Source organism: Pseudomonas sp. BN515 (assembly GCF_029873155.1).
GTDB lineage: Bacteria > Pseudomonadota > Gammaproteobacteria > Pseudomonadales > Pseudomonadaceae > Metapseudomonas.
Genome location: NZ_SSOH01000020.1, coordinates 111,885 through 130,672, shown reverse-complemented (window position 1 = coordinate 130,672; position 18,788 = coordinate 111,885). Strand labels below are relative to the sequence as shown.

Sequence of the window (18,788 nt, the reverse complement as noted above, 5' to 3'; positions counted from 1 at the left end):
TCAGGCGTCGGTCTTGGCGGTCTGTTCGGCGAGGGCCACGGCACGGAACATGGCGCGGCGCTTGTTCAGCGTCTCTTCCCATTCCAGTGCCGGGACCGAGTCGGCGACGATGCCGGCGCCGGCCTGTACGTGCAGTTCGCCGTCCTTGATGACCGCCGTGCGGATCGCGATGGCAGTGTCCATGTTGCCGTTCCAGGCCAGGTAGCCCACGGCGCCGCCGTAGACGCCACGCTTGACCGGTTCGAGGTCGTCGATGATCTCCATGGCGCGGATCTTCGGTGCGCCGGAGAGGGTTCCGGCCGGCAGGATGGCGCGCAGGGCTTCCATTGCGGAGATGCCTTCCTTGAGCTGGCCGGTGACGTTGGAAACGATGTGCATCACGTTGGAGTAGCGCTCGATCACCATCTTCTCGGTGACCTTGACGCTGCCCGTACTGGCAACGCGGCCGACGTCGTTGCGGCCGAGGTCAATCAGCATCAGGTGCTCGGCGAGTTCCTTGGCGTCGGAGAGCAGGTCCTCTTCCAGGGCGCGGTCGGCTTCCTCGGTCGCGCCACGCGGGCGGGTGCCGGCGATCGGGCGCACGGTGACCAGGCCATCCTCGACACGCACCAGCACCTCCGGCGAACTGCCCACTACGTGGAAGTCACCGAAGTTGAAGAAGTACATGTAAGGCGTGGGGTTGAAGCAGCGCAGGGCGCGGTACAGGTCGATGGGAGCAGCCTGGAAGGGAATCGACATGCGCTGCGAAATCACCACCTGCATGCAGTCACCAGCCAGGATGTATTCCTTGATTTCCCGCACCGCCTGCTCGTAGTCGTCGCGGGTGAAGCTGGAGCGGAACTCCGGCTCGCCACCCGCCGGCAGGCCCGGGTCAACGCCCAGGCGCGGCACCACCGGCTGACGCAGCTTCTCGCGGATTTCCACCAGACGCGCCTGGCCTTTCTCGTAAGCATCGGGCTGGGTTGGGTCGACCAGGACGATGGCGTGCAGCTTGCCCGCCAGGTTGTCGAAGACGATCACCGCGTCCGAGACCATCAGCAGGATATCCGGGGTACCCAGCGGATCGGGGTTCGGGCAGTTGGCCAGACGCTTCTCGACGTAGCGCACGCAGTCATAGCCGAAGTAACCCACCAGGCCGCCGTTGAAGCGCGGCAGGCCGGCGATGGGCGCCACCTGGTAGCGCTCCTTGAAGTCTTCGACGAATGCCAGCGGATCTTCGCAGTCGTGGGACTCGACTTCGACGTCGTCGACACTGACGCCGACCTTCAGGCCATGGGCACGCAGCACAGTGCGGCTCTGCAGGCCGATGATCGAGTAACGCCCCCACTTCTCGCCGCCCTGCACGGACTCCAGCAGATAGGAATACGGGGTATCAGCGAGCTTCAGGTAAAGGGACAGGGGGGTGTCGAAATCCGCCAGTGTCTCGAACGCAAGCGGAATGCGGTTATAGCCTTCGGCGGCCAAACGCAGGAATTCTTCGCGGGTCATGATCAGCCTCGTGGGCGGGGAGCCCCTTGGGGCTCCTGGAGATGAAAACGTCGGTGTGCAAGCAAGCGCGCCGGAGCATCCGGCCAGAATGAATTCAGGCGCGCCAGCGCCAACGGGCGATAGCCTTGATGATGCTCATTCCGGCTCGTGCGAGCCGATGCTTGCTGGAAACCACCACGTTTCTGTCTCGTTGAGGCGGATTGTCGGAGGGGTCCGGCGACATTAGCGCAGCGCCGTGGGCGGCGCAACCTCCCGGAAGCAGCTCACGCAGGTCATCCACCACGAGGGCCGGCTCTTCCTCGGCAATGGGCCGGCCGTGGTTGTAACCGTAGCTCAGCGCCACGCATTTCACCCCGGCGGCCTTGGCAGCGAGTACGTCGTTGCGCGAGTCGCCGATGAACAGCGCTTCGCTGCGGCTGACTCCAGTGAGGTGCATCACGTGGAGCAACGCGGCCGGGTCCGGCTTCTGCTGCGGCAGGGTGTCGCCGCCGATGATCAGCGGGAAGTAGCGGCCCAACTTCATTTCGTCCAGCAAGGGGGCAACGAAGCGTTCGGGCTTGTTGGTGACCAGCGCCAGCTCCACGCCCTGCTTCTTCAGCCATTTGAGGGTTTCCGCCACCCCCGGGTAGACCGTGGTCAGCGCATGGTTTTCGGCGTAGGCCTCCATGAACAGTTCCAGGCCGCGCTCGGCGTCGCTGTCATGCACGGTGGAGTGGTCAAGACCGCCGGCCAGGGCGCGGCGCACCAGCACCCGCGCGCCATTGCCAACCCATTCGCGTACCTGCTCGACGCCTGCCGCCGGACGCCCGAGGGCGACCAGCATGCGGTCGACGGCAGCGGCCAGGTCCGGCACCGAATCCACCAGGGTGCCGTCCAGGTCGAACATCACCAGGCGCGGCAGGCGCCCGTCAAACAGCCGGTACAACGTGCCCATATCAGGCCTGGGCCAGTTCGGCGCGCATGGCGGCGATGACTTCGGCATAGTCCGGGGCATTGAAGATGGCCGAACCAGCGACGAAGGTGTCGGCGCCCGCCGCAGCGATCTCACGGATGTTCTTCACGTTGACGCCGCCATCGATCTCCAGGCGGATGTCGCGGCCGGAGGCGTCGATCAGGGCGCGGGCCTCGCGCAGCTTGTCGAGGGTGCCAGGGATGAACTTCTGCCCGCCGAAGCCGGGGTTCACGCTCATCAGCAGGATCATGTCGACCTTGTCCATCACGTACTTCAGCACGTCCAGCGGGGTGGCCGGGTTGAACACCAGGCCAGCCTTGGCGCCGCCGTCACGGATCAGTTGCAGGGAACGATCGACGTGCAGGGTGGCTTCCGGGTGGAAGGTGACGTAGGTGGCGCCGGCCTCGATGAAGTCGCCGATGATGCGGTCCACGGGCGAAACCATCAGGTGCGCGTCGATCGGCGCGGTGATGCCGTACTTGCGCAGTGCCGAGCAGACCATCGGGCCGATGGTCAGGTTGGGCACGTAGTGGTTGTCCATCACGTCGAAGTGAACGATGTCGGCACCGGCGGCGAGAACGTTCTCCACTTCCTCGCCCAGGCGGGCGAAATCGGCGGAAAGGATCGACGGAGCGATGGCGAAGGGCTGCATGGCTGACCTCAGGGGGGGAATCACGGTGGCGCGAATTGTAGCCGGGATGGATGGCGCGCGGGGATTCGACCGATGACCGAGGCGGGAGGGAAAAGCACCTGCCCACTACGGGGACGCGGGCAGGTGAAGGTTGGAACGGGTTATTCCGGCATGGACGTGCGCATGCGCTCGCTGCGGCCGCGCAGCCACTCCAGCACCAGCAGCAGGACGATGGAGAAGCCGATCAGCAGGGTCGCGGCGGCGGCGATGGTCGGGCTGAGGTTCTCGCGGATGCCGCTGAACATCTGCCGTGGCAGGGTGGCCTGCTCGGGGCCGGCGAGGAACAGCGTCACCACCACTTCGTCGAAGGACGTCGCGAAGGCGAATAGCGCCCCGGAGATCACCCCCGGCGCGATCAGCGGCAGGGTCACCTTGAAGAACGCGGTCAGCGGCGGCGCACCCAGGCTGGCGGCTGCACGCACCAGGTTGTAGTTGAAGCCCTGCAGGGTGGCCGACACCGTGATGATCACGAAGGGCACGCCCAGCACGGCATGCACCAGGATCAGCGACAGGTAGCTGTTGCCCAGGCCCAACGGGGCGAAGAACAGGTAGCTGGCCACACCGATGATCACCACCGGCACCACCATCGGTGAAATCAGCAGGCTCATCACCAGCGCCTTGCCGCGGAACTCGCCACGGGTCAGGCCGATGGACGCCAGGGTGCCGAAGACCATCGCCAGCACGGTAGCCGCCGGGGCGACGATCATGCTGTTGGTCAGCGAGCGCATCCACTCCGCCGAGCTGAAGAAGTCGGCGTACCAGCGCAGGGAAAAGCCTTGCAGCGGATAGACCAGGAAGGTGCCGGAGTTGAACGACAGTGGCACGATCACCAGCACCGGCAGGATCAGGAACAGCAGCACCAGGCCGCAGAGGATGCGCAGGGTGTAGAACCACAGGCGCTCGACCGGGGACATGTAGGGACTCAGCATGAAGCTCTCTCCTCAGAATCTTGTCTTGTTACCCCGCCCTCTCCCGACCCTTCGGGCCACCCTCTCCCGCACGCGGGAGAGGGGGATCGGACGGCCTCCTTCGGAGGCGTTTTATCCCAGACGCAGGCGGCCGGCGCCGACCAGCCAGGTGTAAACCACGTACAGCACCAGGGTGGCGAACAGCAGCATGCCGCCCAGGGCCGTGGCCATGCCCCAGTTGATGGTGGTGTTGGTGAAGAAGGCGACGAAGTAGCTAACCATCTGGTCGTTCGGGCTGCCCAGCAGCGCCGGGGTGATGTAGTAGCCGATGGACAGGATGAACACCAGCAGGCAGCCGGCGCCGACGCCAGCCACGGTCTGCGGGAAGTACACCCGCCAGAAGCTGGCGAACGGATGGCAGCCCAGGGAAATCGCCGCGCGCATGTAGCTGGGGGAGATGCCCTTCATCACGCTGTAGATCGGCAGGATCATGAACGGCAGCATGATGTGCACCATGGCGATGTAGACGCCGGTGCGGTTGAACACCAGCTGCAACGGCTGGTCGATCAGGCCGAGTTTGATCAGCGCCCCGTTGATCAGGCCACCGGACTGCAACAGCACGATCCAGGCGGCGACGCGCACCAGGATCGAGGTCCAGAACGGCAGCAGCACGAGGATCATCAGCAGATTGCTCTTGCGCGTCGGCAGGTTGGCCAGCAGGTAGGCCAGCGGATAGGCCAGCAGCAAGCAGATGACGGTGATCACCGCGCCCATCCAGAAGGTGCGGGCGAAGATGTCCAGGTAAATGGCCTGGTCCGGCGTGGCCGGTGCCACTTCGCCCAGGTCATCGATGCGGTGGTCGAGGGCGGCCAGCAGGTAATAGGGAGTCAGGTGGCTGGCATTGCGACGGATCGCCTGCCAGTACGCCGGGTCGCCCCAGCGCTCGTCCAGGCCTTCCAGGGCGTCCTTGTAGGAAGCCGGCTCGGTCTTGAACGGCAGTGCGCGAGCGGTCTTGGCCATCAGGCTGCGGTAGCCGGCCAGTTCCATGTTCAGGCGTTTGGAAAGATCGCCGATGGTCTGGTTCTTGCGCGCCGCGGCCAGGTCTTCGGCCAGCGCCTTGTACACGGGCTCGGCAGGTAGCGCCTTGCCGTCCCAGCTGGAGATGGCGTCGACGGTGCGCGGCATGGAACCGACCACTTCCGGGTTGTTCACGCTCTTGTAGAGCAGCGCGCCGATGGGCACCAGGAAGGTCAGCAGAAGGAAGATCAGCAGCGGCAGGATCAGCGCCTGGGACTTCAGGCGGTTCATCCGCTCGGCTCGGGCGAGGCGCTGCTTGAGGCTGGGGCCGGCGACCTCGTTCAGTGGCACTGCAGTGGCCATGGCGAACTCCGTTGGAACAGGTATTTAGGTTCAGGCCCTAAGGCCAGGGTGAGGAAGAAGCTCCCTCACCCCCAGCCCCTCTCCCAAAGGGAGAGGGGAGTAGCAGCCGGACTTACTTGGCCGCCCAGGAGTTGAAGCGCTGTTCCAGTTGCTCGCCGTAGTCAGCCCAGAAGGTGACGTCCATGGCGACCTGGTCCTTGATGTTCTCCGGGGTGGTCGGCATGTCCTTCAGCAGGCCCTTGTCCAGCAGCGGCACGGCCTGGGTGTTGGCCGGGCCATAGGCGATGTTCTCGGAGTAGGTCTTCTGCTGCTCGGGCTTGACCGAGAAAGCGATGAATTCCTTGGCCTTGTCGGCATCCTTGGCACCCTTCGGGATGGCCCAGGAGTCGAAGTCGTAGATGCCGCCGGTCCACACGACCTTCAGGTTGCTTTCCTTCTGCACCGCAGCGATGCGGCCGTTGTAGGCGGAGCTCATGACCACGTCACCGGAAGCGAGGAACTGCGGCGGCTGGGCACCGGCTTCCCACCACTGGATGCTCGGCTTGATCTCGTCGAGCTTCTTGAAGGCGCGGTCCTGGCCTTCTTTGGTGGCCAGCACGGTGTAGACGTCCTTCGGCGCAACGCCGTCGGCCATCAGGGCGAATTCGAGGGTGTACTTGGCGCCCTTGCGCAGGCCGCGCTTGCCCGGGAATTTCTTCACGTCCCAGAAATCGGCCCAACTGGTGGGGGCGGACTGCAGCTTGTCGGCGTTGTAGGCCAGCACGGTGGACCATACGAAGAAGCCGACACCGCAGGGCTGGATGGCGCCGGGAACGAAGTCTTCGGCCTTGCCGAACTGGGCGGCGTCCAGCTCTTCGAACATGCCTTCGTCGCAACCACGGGCAAGTTCAGGCGACTCCACTTCCACCAGGTTCCAGGAAACGCTGTTGGTGTCGACCATGGCCTTCACCTTGGCCATTTCGCCGTTGTATTCGCCAGCGATGATCTTGTCGCCGGTGCTCTTCTGGTAGGGCTCGTAGAACGCCTTGACCTGCGCATTCTTGTTGGCACCGCCGAAGGACACCACGGTCAGGTCTGCAGCCATGGCCTGTGCGGCGCAGGCCAACCCGAGGGCGATGGCGGTGAGTTTCAGGGATTTCGACATTGTTGTTTTCTCCACAGTGCAGGGTTGCTAATGCGTTGGCGCCGCCGCGTCATTCCGCCAGAAGCGGGTCCAGTGCGCGGACGTGCTCCACTTGCCAGCCGAGCGGCACCACATCGCCTACCGCCAGTGCGGGGTCGAGCTCAGCAATAGGTTGCTTGACGAAGAAGTCGGGCTTGCCACAGACCTCCATTCGGATACGCACGTGGTCGCCCAGGTAGATGAACTCGGTGACGCGCCCGGAGAAGCGGTTCACGCAGCTCTCGCTGTGGCCGTTGATGCGCACACGCTCGGGACGGATAGACAGGGTCACCGGCTCACCCGGCTGACCGACGTTGATCGCCAGGGCCTCGACCTTCTCGCCACGGGCCAGGCGAACCACGCACTTGTCGCCGTCGCGGCTTTCCAGTTGGCCGTTGATGCGATTGTTCTCGCCGATGAAGTTGGCCACGAAGGTGTTCTTCGGCAGCTCGTAGAGCTCGCGCGGCGGGGCGATCTGCTGGATCTCGCCCTGGTGGAACACGGCCACGCGGTCCGACATGGTCAGGGCTTCGCCCTGGTCGTGGGTCACGTAGACCACGGTCACACCCAGGCGCTCGTGGATGTGCTTGATCTCCATCTGCATGTGTTCACGCAGCTGTTTGTCCAGCGCACCGAGGGGTTCGTCCATCAGCACCAGCTGGGGTTCGAACACCAGGGCGCGGGCCAGGGCGACGCGCTGCTGCTGGCCGCCGGAAAGCTGGCCGGGATAGCGGTTGCGGAAGGTGTCCAGCTGGACCATGGACAGCGCCCGCTTGACCCGCTCGCTGGCGTCGGTCTTGCTCATGCCACGCACGGAGAGCGGGAAGGCCAGGTTCTCGGCCACCGTCATATGCGGGAACAGGGCGTAGTTCTGGAACACCATGCCGATGTCGCGCTTGTGCGGAGGTACGTTATTGATGGAACGACCGGCCAGGAGGATTTCGCCGCTGGTAGGGGTCTCGAACCCGGCGAGCATCATCAGGCTGGTGGTCTTGCCGGAGCCGGACGGCCCGAGCAGGGTGAGGAATTCGCCTTTGCGAATATCCAGGTTGAGGTCTTTGACGATCAGGGTCTCGCCGTCGTAGCTCTTCTGTACGCCGCGAAAGCTGACCAGGATGTCGTTGCCTTGTGTCTCGGCCATAACCGCACCTTTATTTTTGTGTCTGCCGTAGTCCAAAGCCTAGAGAAGGCGGCAAACCACGCAAATCGGGCGGTATGAGAGATTGCTATAAGGCTTAGAGAGGATTTTTTGTAGGGATCGCCCTACAAATCTGTAGCGCAATCGTCGGACATTTACAGGAGCTTGTGCTCCACGGCGTACTTCACCAGGTCAGCCACCGAGTGCAATCCCAGTTTCTGCATCAGACGGGCCTTGTGGGTGCTCACAGTCTTGCTGCTGACCGCCAGTTGCTGGGCGATTTCATTCACCCCCTCGCCGCGCACCAGGCGCTCGAACACCGAGAATTCACGCTCCGAAAGCAGCGTATGGGCCGGCCGGGCGTCGGTCAGTCCCACCTCGAAGACCATGCGGTCGGCCAGGTCCGGATCGATGTAACGACCGCCTGAGGCCACCTTGCGGATCGCGGTGAGCAGCAGGGCCGGGTCGCTGTCCTTGGTGGCGTAGCCGGCAGCGCCGATCTTCAGCGCCCGCGCCGCCATCTGCGCTTCGTCGTGCATGGACAGCACCAGCACTGCCGGAGGATTGCTCAGGGCACGGATACGCGGAATGGCTTCCAGGCCATTTACCCCGGGCATGGAGATATCCAGCAGGACCACTTCGCAGGGCGTCTGGCGCAGCGCGTCCATCAGTTGCTCGCCGTTGCCGGCCTCCCCCGCCACGCAAAGGTCCTTGGCCAGCCCGATGAGCTGCTTGATGCCCTCGCGGACGATGGTGTGGTCTTCGGCCACCAGTACTCGGATCACGCCACTTTCTCCTTATCCAACGCCACGCGCACGCAAAGGGTAGTCCCCTCGCCCGGCTGGCTTTCGATCTGCAAACTGCCGCCCAGCATCAGCACACGCTCGCGCATGCCCACCAGGCCGAATGATCCGCCGCCCTTGGCAGCGGTATCGAAACCACGGCCATCGTCGCTGATGCGCAGGCAGATCATGCCTTCCTCCTCACTGAGGCGAACCGCGACAGTATGCGCCTCAGCATGGCGCATGACGTTGGTCAGCGCTTCCTGCAGCACGCGGAACAGGCCCACCGCCTTGGCATCGGACAACTGCGGCAGCTGCTCGGGCACTTCCACCAGGCAGGGAATCTGCGTGCGGGCCTCGAAGCGCCGCGCCTGCCACTCGATGGCCGAGGCGATGCCGGCGTCGAGGATCGGCGGCCGCAACGCCGTCGCCACGTCGCGCACGAGTTGGAACAGATGGGCGATCAGCCGCTTCATGCTGTCCAGGCGCTCCTTGAGCCCGGCGTCGAGCCCGGCGTAGGCCAGTTCGCACATGGAGGTCTCCAGTTTGAGCACCGTGAGCACCTGGCCCAGTTCGTCGTGCACTTCCCGGGCGATGCGCGCCTTCTCTTCCTCTCGCACGCTTTCCAGGTGCGCCGACAGCTCGCGCAACTGGGCGCGGGAAGCCCCCAGCTCCAGTTCGATCTGTTTATTGGCGGTGATGTCCCAGACCACGCCATCCCAGACCGCGCGGCCGTCATCGAAGATCCGAGCACTGGCCTTGATGTCGGCCCAGCGCAACTCACCGTCACGAGTGAGGATGCGCCCCTGCCAATGCCAGTCGCGATCGGCCTCCAGCGCTTGCAACTGGCTCTCCCAGTAGCCATCGCGATCCTCCGGATGGACCAGGCCGCGAATACCGCGCCCGGTATCCAGCAGCTCGCTGGCGCTGTAGCCCACCAACCCTTCGCTGCCCTCACCGATGAAAGCGAAGGCAGATGGCGCGCCGGCCTGCGGCCGCTCCAGGCGGAACACCAGGCCGGGCACGTTGGACGCGATGCCCTTCAGGCGCGCCTCGCTCTCTTCGAGTGCCTCGCGGGCGCGGCGACGTTCGGTGGCATCGGAAAGGAACACCACCAGGTACTCGGAAGAGCCGAAGCGCAGGAAACTCAGCGACACATCCGCCGGCAGCCAGCTGCCATCGGGGCGCAGGCAGCGTGTCTCGAAGCTCAACGGCCCCTCGTCGCTGTTACGCGCTCGGCGCCAGAGATCGAGCCAGCGGTCCATGTTCAGTTCGGGCTGGAAGTCAGCCAGGGGCCGGTCCGCCAGGCTGCCCGGCACATAACCGAGCATCTGTTCGGCGGCACGGTTGGCGTAACGCACGTGGCTGTCCCAGTTCACCCAAAGGATACCCAGGGTGCTGTGGTCGATGGAGAACTGGGTGAGGCGCAGGGCTTCTTCGGCCGCTTCGCGCAACTGCAGGGCGTGGCGGGCATCCAGCAATTGCCGCTCCAGCTGACGCCGCTGCCGACGCAGCCAGGCGATGATGGCCGCAGCGATCAGGAGCAACACACCCAGCAGCAGGCTGAGGTTCTGCCAGAAGCCCGCGGATTCTCCCAAACGCGGATACTTGGGCTGCAGCCAGCGCTCATGGAGCTGGTCAAGGTCCTTGGCCGGCAGGCTACGCAGGGCGATGTCGATGATCGAGGCCAGTTCAGGCCAGTCCCTGCGCGAGGCGACCCGCAGCAGCTGCGGAAATCCGATATCCCCGACCACCGCCAGCCCGGCGAATTCCTGCTCGCGGGACAGGCGACTGAGTTGGGCCTCATCCAGCACGGCATAGCGCACCTGCTCGGCGAGCAGTGCCTGCAATGCCTGCCGCTCACTGGCCATTGGCTTGAGGTCGAGGTTGGAATAGGTAGCGCGCAGGTAATCGGCCACCGCGCTGGGCTGGCGCAGGGCCACGGGCGACGTGGCATCGAGCTGCTCCAGGTCCACCGCCGCACTGCCCTCCCGCTCGCCCACCAGCAACTGGGAAACCCGCAGGTAGGGATCGGAGAACAGCCACAGACGCAGGCCGGCAGGCGTCTGGCCAAGGCCCGGGGCCAGGTCGATCTGCCCGCTGCGCATCGCCTGTTCCAGTTCAGGCTGGCTGTCATAGGTGCGCCAGACCAGCTCCACGCCCATGTCCCTGGCCAGCCAGTTCATCAGCTCGACGTTGGCGCCGGACAGTTGCTGCAGTCGACGATCCAGCTGGACATAAGGCGCCTGGAGCACCGCGCCGACACGCAGCTGGGCGTGATTCTCGAGCCATTGCCGCTGACTTTCGTCCAGAGGCAGATCGCTCGACGCGGCCAGTGCGGGCATCGCCAGGCAGCAGGCGAACAACAGGGAAAGGAGCGCACGGATCATGGATGGCCAACCGCAACCAGGAGAAACAGCCGACATACCTTACTCCAGCCGTGGCGAACCATGCGAAGGCTCGGCCTGACAAATGTACGACGAGCCATTAGGCTCCTGCTTCCCAGCTTGACCAGGAAGTCCCCGATGCCCCGTGCCATTCGCCCTGCCCTCGCGGCCCTTTGTCTCACCCTGCTGCCCGCCTCCCCCGTGCTGCTGGCGGAAGAAGACGCCGCCGCCGCGTCGAAGGAGACTGCGCCGGCAGTAGAGCGAGCGCCCCTGGAGGAACGCAGCCAGGAGGAGGCCAGCAGCCTGGAGCGCCAACTTCCCACGCGGGAGCAACAGCAGCTCAAGGCCGGCGAGGAGAGTTTCCTCGCGCTCTGGCAACCCGCGAATGTCGGTGAGCCCAGCGGACTGGTAATTCTCCTCCCAGGCGAGGGCGAGACCGCCGACTGGCCCGAAGCTGTCGGCCCGCTGCGGCGCAAGCTGCCGGACTCCGGCTGGAGCACCCTCGCGCTGACCCTGCCGGACCCCAGCGGCGACCCGCTGCCGCCCCGCCCGCTGAAGACCGAGGAGCCGACCAAGGCGGAGCCGGCGGTAAGCCCGGAGAAGGCCGAAGAAGAGGGCCCCGCCAATACCGAGCAAGCCGGCAGCGCCGAACCCAATACCGACCCGGCGCCTCCGCCGCTGTCCCGCGATGCCATCCAGAAAACCCAGACCGAGCGTGTGTTTGCCCGCATCGACGCAGCGCTGGCCTTCGCCCGCCAGCAGAAACCCGGGGCGATCGTGCTGCTGGGGCATGGCACCGGCGCCTACTGGGCAACGCAGTACCTCGCCGCCAATGAACCGAAGGATGTGCGCAACCTCCTGCTGGTAGCGGCGGAATTGCCTGCAGGCTACGAGCCCGCATTGGAGGATTCACTGCCCGCGCTGAAACTGGCCACCGGCGACTTCTATTACAAGGACCAGCCCACCGACCGCGATGCCGCCCTGCGACGCCTGCACGCGAGCAAGCGGCAGAAGCACCCGGCCTATATCCAGATCGCCATGAAAGGCCTGCCGGCTGATCGGCGCATCGAACAGGAGCAGCTCATCCGGCGCATCCGTGGCTGGCTGAGCCTGCATCTGGAAGCGGACGCCAGCAAGGCGCCAGCAAATGCCGTTTCAGGTCCCTCCATCTAAGGAAGAACCCGGCGCAACGTCGCTCCGGAGAACGCTTCAGCGGAAACCGTGACGCTCGCGAATCAGGTTGTAGGCGCTGTGCAGTTCGCGGGTGCGATCGGTGGCGGCGCGCACCAGGGCGGGACTGGCGCCTGAGCCGGCAAGCTTGTCCGGATGGTTCTGGCTGAGCAGGCGGCGGTAGGCACGTTTGATCACGGCCGGTTCGCAGTCGGCAGTCACCCCCAGCAGGATCAGCGCATCCTTGTAGCTGTTGCCGCGTTTGGGGGGCAGGCCGTGGGGAATGTCGTAACCGGCCCCCAGCGCCTCGATTCGAGCTGTGGGAAGGCCGAGCCAATGCCCCCACTGCAGGATGAGTTCGCGCTCGCGCTGACCGATCCGGCCATCGGCAGCCGCCATCTGCCAACAACTGCGCAATAGGCGCTCCGCGGTCAGACGCTCGCCCTTCAACACGTGCAGGCTGGGCTGCAGATTGTCGCTGCCTGCCTTGCCGCGGTTGAAGGCCGCGATGGCTCGACGGGCACTGGCGTCATCCAGGCCGACCCGTTTCATTTCCGAGCGCGCCTGCTGGATGTGGGCTTCCTGCACTCGCCCATCGCTCTTGGCCAGACGTCCGAGGAGGACGAACAGCAGGTCCTGCTCTTCGATGGCGGGATCGCCGCGCAGGCGCGCACGCAAGTCACCCCAGGACTCCAGCTTCAGGCGCCGGTCGAGCACCTGGCCCAGCAACGCGCCGAGCATGGCGCCCGGAATGCTCGCCAGGGCGAAGCCGGCCGCGGCGCCGATCAGGGTGGCAGGCCAGACCAACTCAGGCCTCCGCCGTCAGCAGGCGTTCGACTTCCGCCAGGCGCTCGTGGGTGCCGACATCCACCCAGCGTCCCGAAAAGTGCTCCCCGCTCACCTGGCCGGCAGCCATGGCCTGGCGCAGCAACGGCGCCAGCTTGAAGGCACCGGGCTGGCAGCCGGCGAACAGGCGCGGATGGAGCACGGCGATGCCGCTGTAGGTGAGACTGGGTTCACCCTCCAGCGCATCACTCACACGGCTGCCGTCCAGGCGGAAGTCGCCACGGGGATGGTGGGCGGGGTTGTCCACCAGTACCAGGTGGGCCAGGCCGTCCAGCGGTTGGCGCAGGCGGCGGAAGTCGAAGTCGGTCCAGACATCGCCATTCACCACCAGGAAGGGGTCATCTCCCAGCAGCGGCAGCGCACGGTAGATTCCACCGCCGGTTTCCAGGGGCTCGCCCTCGGCGGAATAGCGGATGGACAGGCCGAAGCGCGCACCATCGCCCAGGTGGTCCTCGATCTGCTGGCCGAGCCAGGCATGGTTGATCACCAGCTCGCGAAAGCCGGCATCCGCCAGCGCCCGGAGATGGAACTCGATGAGCGGGGTATCGGCGGCACGCACCAGCGGTTTCGGGGTATGCAGGGTCAGGGGGCGCATGCGCTCGCCCTTGCCCGCGGCAAGGATCATGGCCTTCATTGGGCGACAGCCTCGTCCCGGGGCAGGCTGGCGAGCAGTTCACCCAGCTCGGCCAGTTCCGGACGACGCTCGATCACTGCCTTTATATAGGCAAAGAAGCGCGGCACATCGCCCAGGTACTTCGGCTTGCCGTCACGATGGCAGATACGCGCGAAGATGCCGATGACCTTGAGGTGGCGCTGCACGCCCATCAGGTCGCTGGCGCGACGGAACTCGGCGAACTCGGCCTGGACCGGAATCCCCACTGCGCGGGCCTGGGTCCAGTAGCGTTCCAGCCAACCGGCGACGCGCTCCTCGGGCCAGCTGAGGAAGGCGTCCTTGAACAGACAGGTGACGTCGTAGGTGACCGGACCGTAGACCGCATCCTGGAAATCCAGCACGCCCGGGTTCGGGGCACTGAGCATCAGGTTGCGCGGCATGTAGTCGCGATGCACCAGCACCTGCGGCTGGGCCAGGGCGCTGTCGATCAGCAGGTTGGAAATGCGCTGCCAGGCCGCCAGGCGCTCGCCTTCCAGCTCGATCCCCAGGTGGTGCTGCAGGTACCACTCGGGGAACAGCTGCAGCTCGCGACGCAGCAGGGCATCGTCATAGCTGGGCATGGAGACGTCGAGGCTGCGTTTCTGGAACGTCAGCAGCGCCTGCAGGGCGTCCTCGAACAGAGCGTCGGCGTTCTCGGCATTGATAACGTCGAGGTAGGTCTGGCGTCCCAGATCATCGAGGATCAGGAAGCCTTGCTCCACATCGGCGGCAAGAATACGCGGCACGTGCACGCCGGCCTCGGCGAGCATTCCGGCCACCTTGACGAAGGGACGGCAGTCCTCTCGGGGCGGCGGGGCATCCATCAGGATCAGGGTGCGGCCTTCGGCCTGCCAGCGGAAGTAACGACGGAAGCTGGCGTCGCTGCTGGCCGGAACCAGCGTGGCGACGGGCACGGGGCCCCAGCCTTCGGCAGCGAACAGGGTGGGCAACTGCTGATCAAGCCACTGGCTCAGCTGCTGAAGGCGCAGGTCTTCGTGGTGCATCGGGTGGTCTCCGGCGGCGCTAGCCGTTGTGCGGGTCATGCTTTATTATCCAGCATCTTTTTCAGCCCATCGAGAGGCGTGCGGCCCAGCGGGCCGAAGGCGCGCAGGAAGCCCGGACTAATAAGATGGCAGTAAGATCCCCCGCGTTTCGTAGAAAGTTCCCCCTGCTGGTGACCGGCAGCCTGCTGGCCCTCCAGCCAGTAGCCACCTCGTTCGTCGTCGCCGCAGAGCAGTTCGATTGCAAGGCTTCCACTGCTGGCGGCTGGGCCTGTGCGCCCAAGGCCAGCGCCGAGAGCCTGCCGCCACGCCCGGTACACAGCGACAGCGCCGTGAGCTCGACCATTGGCGTCGCGCCCCAGGCCACCGAAGGCGGTGAAGCCGAGGGCGGCAAGCCGACTCTGGTCACCGAGACCGAAGGCAAGGGCCTGGCATCCCGCAGCGCCGACTACAGTCACCTCGACTGGGTGCCGCGCGACAAGCTCACCGCCGCGCAACTGGCCGAAGCCGGCCCCTATTGCGCCGGCGCCTATATCGAGCCGCCGCGCCCGGGCATCAACGACGACACTTCGCCGGAAGATGCGCCGACCTACATCTCCGCCAAGGCCTCGCGCTACGAGCAGGAGAAGCAGATCGCCACCCTCGCCGGTGACGTCGTCCTGCGCCAGGGCAGCATGCAGGTGGAGGCCGACGAAGCCAAACTGCACCAGGCCGAAAACCGTGGCGAGCTGGTCGGCAACGTCAAGCTGCGCGACAACGGTGCCCTGGTGGTCGGTGACCACGCCGACCTGCAACTGGACAACGGCGAAGCCAAGATCGACAACGCCGAGTACGTCCTGCACCAGTCGCATACCCGCGGTAGCGCGCTGTACGCCAAGCGCCAGGAAGACGCGGTCATCCGCCTGAAAGACGGTACTTACACCCGTTGCGAACCGGGTGACAACGCCTGGCACCTGAAGGGCAACAACATCAAGCTGAACCCGGCCACCGGTTTCGGCACCGCGACCAACGTCACCCTGCGGGTCAAGGACATTCCGGTGTTCTATACCCCGTACATCTATTTCCCGATCGACGACCGTCGCCAATCCGGCTTCCTGCCGCCGACCATCGGCAGCAGCAGCGACACCGGCTTCCTGTTGGTCACCCCGTACTACTTCAACCTGGCGCCGAACTACGACGCCACCCTGTACCCGCGCTACATGTCCAAGCGCGGCCTGCTGATGGAAGGCGAGTTCCGCTACCTGACCCACAGCAGCGAGGGCCAGCTTGGCGCCGCCTACCTCAACGATGAGGAAGACGAGCGCAAGCTCATGTCCGAGTACGAGAAGAAGCGCTGGCTGTACAACTGGAAACACACCGGTGGCCTGGACTCCCGCCTGCTGGCCGAAGTCGACTACACCGACATCAGCGACCCGTACTACTTTGACGACCTGGACACCGACCTGGGTGTGGACACCCCCACCTACGTCAACCAGCGCGGTACCCTCACCTACCGCGGCGATACCTACACCGCGAGATTGAACGCCCATGCGTACGAACTGGCGACCATCACGGACATCACTCCGTATGATCGCCTGCCGCAGATCACCCTGGACGGCGCGCTGCCCTTCCAACCGGCTGGTCTGAACTTCGCCTATAAAACCGAGTTTGTGCGTTTCGACCGTAACCTGCGCGACGGCCTGTTCTCCGATATCGATGGCGTCACTTCTCCGTGGAACGACAACAACCTTCGCGGCCTGGCCCGTGCCAATGGTGATCGTACCCATCTGGAGCCAAGCGTCGGCCTGCCGATGAACTGGACCTGGGGCTACGTCAAGCCGCAAGTCAAGTACGCTTATACCCAGTACGACCTCGACCTGGACCAGCGCGGCAAGAGCACGCTATTCGCGGAGCAAACTTTCCACGGCAGCCAGGATCGCCAAGTACCGATCTACAGCCTCGACAGCGGCCTCTATTTCGACCGCAAGACCCAGTTATTTGGCAAGAACTACACACAGACCTTGGAGCCACGTCTGTTCTACCTCTACGTACCGGAGGAGGATCAGACCGACATTCCGCTGTTCGATACGGGCGAGCCCACGTTCAGCTACTCGTCGCTGTGGCGTGACAACCGTTTCTCCGGCCGCGACCGTATTGGCGACGCCAATCAAGTCTCCCTGGGAGCCACTAATCGCTGGATCGAGTCGAATGGTTTTGAGCGCCAACGCTTCAGCATCGGCCAAGCATTCTACTTCAAAGACCGCGAAGTGACCCTGCCGGACAGCTTCAGTGGTCAACCAGGCACATCCCCAATGAAGGATCGTGCAGACTACACTTCCTCAGTTTCCCCGTACGCGCTGGAGTATATGTACCGCTTCAACCGCGATTGGCGCATCAATTCGGACTTCAACTGGGATCCGGATACCCATCGCACCCGCTCCGGCAGCGCGATGTTCCACTACCAGCCTGAAGACAATCCGAACAAGGTGGTCAACGCCGGTTATCGCTACCGCAACGACACCATCCGCTTCGACCAGTCCACTGGTACCTGGAACGTAGGTGGCGGCGACTTCGGGACCCCTGGCACGCCGGGCTTCATCAAGGACTACTACAAGATCAGCCAGCACGACTTCTCGGTCATCTGGCCGGTGGTCCCGCAATGGAGCGCCATTGCTCGCTGGCAGTACGACTACAACCGTGACCGTACCCTGGAAGCCTTCGGTGGCTTCGAGTACGACAGCTGCTGCTGGAAGCTGCGCCTGATCAATCGCTACTGGGTGGACTACGACGAGTTCGACCAGACCCCCGACACGACCAACGAAAGCGGCGACCGCGGGATCTTCCTGCAAATCGTCCTGAAGGGCCTCGGCGGCATCGTTGGCAACAAGGCCGAAGGCTTCCTGGAAAAAGGCATTCAAGGTTACCGTGAACGTGAAGACCAAGCTCTCTGATTGTCTGCGCCCGCTGCTGTTGGGCGCCCTTCTCCTCGGCGGCCTCGCGCACGCCGAGGTCCGCTCCATCGACCGCGTGGTCGCCATTGTCGATAACGATGTGATCATGCAGAGCCAGCTGGACCAGCGTCTGCGTGAAGTGCAGCAGACCATCGCCAAGCGCGGTGCCTCGCTGCCGCCCGAGCATGTGCTGAGCCAGCAGGTGCTGGAACGCCTGATCATCGAGAACATTCAGCTGCAGATCGGCGACCGCTCCGGCATCCGTATCGCCGACGAAGAACTGAACCAGGCCATCGAAGCCATCGCCCAGCGCAATGGCATGACGGTCGACCAGTTCCGCAGCGCCCTTTCCCGCGATGGCCTGTCCTATGACGACGCCCGCGATCAGGTTCGCCGCGAAATGGTCATCAGCCGCGTCCGTCAGCGTCGTGTGGCCGAGCGTATCCAGGTCACCGACCAGGAAGTGCAGAACTTCCTCGCTTCCGACATGGGCAAGATCCAGCTGTCCGAGGAATTCCGCCTGGCCAACATCCTGATCCCGGTACCGGAAGGCTCCTCGCCGAGCACCATCCAGGCCGCCGAGCGCCAGGCCCAGGAGCTGTACCAGCAGCTGCAGCAAGGCGCCGACTTCGCCCAGCTGGCGATTTCCCGCTCCGCTGGCGAAACCGCGCTGGAAGGCGGCGAGATCGGCTGGCGCAAAGCCGCCCAGCTGCCGCCGCCCTTCGACGCCATGATCGGCGCCCTGCAGCCTGGACAGGTAACCGAACCGGTCCGCACCCCGGGCGGTTTCATCATCCTCAAGCTGATGGAAAAGCGCGGTGGCGACACCCTGGTTCGCGACGAAGTGCATGTCCGCCACATCCTGCTCAAGCCCAGCGAAATTCGCAGCGAAGCGGATACCCAGCGTCTGGCCGAGCGTCTGTACGAGCGCATCCAGGCCGGCGAAGACTTCGGCGAACTGGCCAAGAGCTTCTCGGAAGACCCGGGTTCGGCCCTCAACGGCGGCGACCTGAACTGGATCGACCCCAACGCCCTGGTTCCGGAATTCCGCGCGGTCATGGCCAAGACCCCTGCCGGCGAGCTCTCCAAGCCGTTCAAGAGCCCCTACGGCTGGCATGTCCTGGAAGTGCTGGGCCGCCGCGCCACCGACAGCAGCGAGAAATTCCGCGAACAGCAGGCCATCAACATCCTGCGCAACCGCAAGTACGACGAAGAACTGCAGGCCTGGCTGCGCCAGATCCGCGACGAAGCCTACGTCGAAACCAAGCTGTAAGTCGCTGGGTCCAGTCCAGCGCGCTGGC

15 protein-coding genes are annotated in these 18,788 nt (G+C 64.8%); 3 read left to right on the top strand and 12 right to left on the bottom strand.

Translation table 11 applies throughout. The annotated features are described in order from the left end of the window. From trpE to E8E91_RS05250, 9 genes are all read right to left on the bottom strand, one after another. Window positions 1-1,488: an anthranilate synthase component I gene (gene trpE, locus E8E91_RS05290; protein WP_280374897.1), complete on the bottom strand. Its 1,488-nt coding sequence runs from the start codon at window positions 1,486-1,488 to the stop codon at window positions 1-3. Between the two features lie 94 nt (window positions 1,489-1,582). Beyond that, window positions 1,583-2,422, bottom strand: a complete 840-nt coding sequence (locus tag E8E91_RS05285; RefSeq protein ID WP_280374896.1) for a phosphoglycolate phosphatase — start codon at window positions 2,420-2,422, stop codon at window positions 1,583-1,585. A 1-nt stretch (window position 2,423) separates the two neighbouring features. Continuing rightward, entirely contained in the window at window positions 2,424-3,092 is a 669-nt protein-coding gene (gene rpe / locus E8E91_RS05280) for a ribulose-phosphate 3-epimerase (RefSeq protein WP_190834463.1), read from the bottom strand. 140 nt (window positions 3,093-3,232) lie between these two features. After that, window positions 3,233-4,060, bottom strand: coding sequence for an ABC transporter permease (locus E8E91_RS05275; RefSeq protein WP_271470923.1), 828 nt, complete (start codon window positions 4,058-4,060; stop codon window positions 3,233-3,235). A gap of 111 nt (window positions 4,061-4,171) precedes the next feature. Beyond that, on the bottom strand, window positions 4,172-5,419 hold the full coding sequence (locus E8E91_RS05270) for an ABC transporter permease (protein ID WP_280374895.1): 1,248 nt from the start codon (window positions 5,417-5,419) through the stop codon (window positions 4,172-4,174). Window positions 5,420-5,531: 112 nt separating this feature from the next. Continuing rightward, entirely contained in the window at window positions 5,532-6,563 is a 1,032-nt protein-coding gene (locus tag E8E91_RS05265) for an ABC transporter substrate-binding protein (protein WP_190834469.1), read from the bottom strand. A gap of 49 nt (window positions 6,564-6,612) precedes the next feature. Continuing rightward, window positions 6,613-7,722, bottom strand: a complete 1,110-nt coding sequence (locus E8E91_RS05260; RefSeq protein WP_280365859.1) for an ABC transporter ATP-binding protein — start codon at window positions 7,720-7,722, stop codon at window positions 6,613-6,615. 152 nt (window positions 7,723-7,874) lie between these two features. Continuing rightward, window positions 7,875-8,504 carry a response regulator transcription factor gene (locus tag E8E91_RS05255; RefSeq protein WP_151131536.1) on the bottom strand — a complete coding sequence of 210 codons (630 nt, stop codon included), beginning with the start codon at window positions 8,502-8,504 and terminating at the stop codon, window positions 7,875-7,877. Further along, window positions 8,501-10,846 (bottom strand): transporter substrate-binding domain-containing protein, encoded by a 2,346-nt coding sequence (locus tag E8E91_RS05250; RefSeq protein WP_280374912.1) that lies wholly within the window; start codon window positions 10,844-10,846, stop codon window positions 8,501-8,503. The genes E8E91_RS05255 and E8E91_RS05250 overlap by 4 nt, the downstream gene beginning before the upstream one ends. Before the next feature lie 180 nt (window positions 10,847-11,026). Here E8E91_RS05250 and E8E91_RS05245 point away from each other — a divergent pair, with 180 nt between their 5' ends. After that, window positions 11,027-12,061 carry an alpha/beta hydrolase family protein gene (locus E8E91_RS05245; protein ID WP_280374894.1) on the top strand — a complete coding sequence of 345 codons (1,035 nt, stop codon included), beginning with the start codon at window positions 11,027-11,029 and terminating at the stop codon, window positions 12,059-12,061. 36 nt (window positions 12,062-12,097) lie between these two features. Here the strand turns inward: E8E91_RS05245 and E8E91_RS05240 are convergent, their stop codons facing one another. Genes E8E91_RS05240 through E8E91_RS05230 form a run of 3 tightly spaced genes read right to left on the bottom strand, consistent with a single transcriptional unit; the run spans window position 12,098 to window position 14,560 of the window. Beyond that, a complete protein-coding gene (locus E8E91_RS05240) occupies window positions 12,098-12,865 on the bottom strand; it encodes a TerB family tellurite resistance protein (RefSeq protein WP_280365855.1) in 768 nt (255 codons plus the stop codon). A 1-nt stretch (window position 12,866) separates the two neighbouring features. Beyond that, window positions 12,867-13,538, bottom strand: coding sequence for an N-acetylmuramate alpha-1-phosphate uridylyltransferase MurU (gene murU / locus E8E91_RS05235; RefSeq protein ID WP_280374893.1), 672 nt, complete (start codon window positions 13,536-13,538; stop codon window positions 12,867-12,869). Next, on the bottom strand, window positions 13,535-14,560 hold the full coding sequence (locus E8E91_RS05230) for a phosphotransferase (RefSeq protein ID WP_280374911.1): 1,026 nt from the start codon (window positions 14,558-14,560) through the stop codon (window positions 13,535-13,537). Before E8E91_RS05230 ends, murU begins: the two co-directional genes overlap by 4 nt. Window positions 14,561-14,685: 125 nt before the next feature. On the opposite strand from E8E91_RS05230, the gene E8E91_RS05225 reads away from it, so the two are divergent. Together E8E91_RS05225 and E8E91_RS05220 are read left to right on the top strand one after the other, a co-directional pair. Continuing rightward, the gene (locus E8E91_RS05225) at window positions 14,686-17,487 is read left to right on the top strand and encodes an LPS-assembly protein LptD (protein WP_280374892.1); all 2,802 of its coding nucleotides are present in this window, start codon (window positions 14,686-14,688) and stop codon (window positions 17,485-17,487) included. Further along, entirely contained in the window at window positions 17,468-18,760 is a 1,293-nt protein-coding gene (locus E8E91_RS05220; protein WP_280365848.1) for a peptidylprolyl isomerase, read from the top strand. Before E8E91_RS05225 ends, E8E91_RS05220 begins: the two co-directional genes overlap by 20 nt. Window positions 18,761-18,788: the final 28 nt, after the last annotated feature.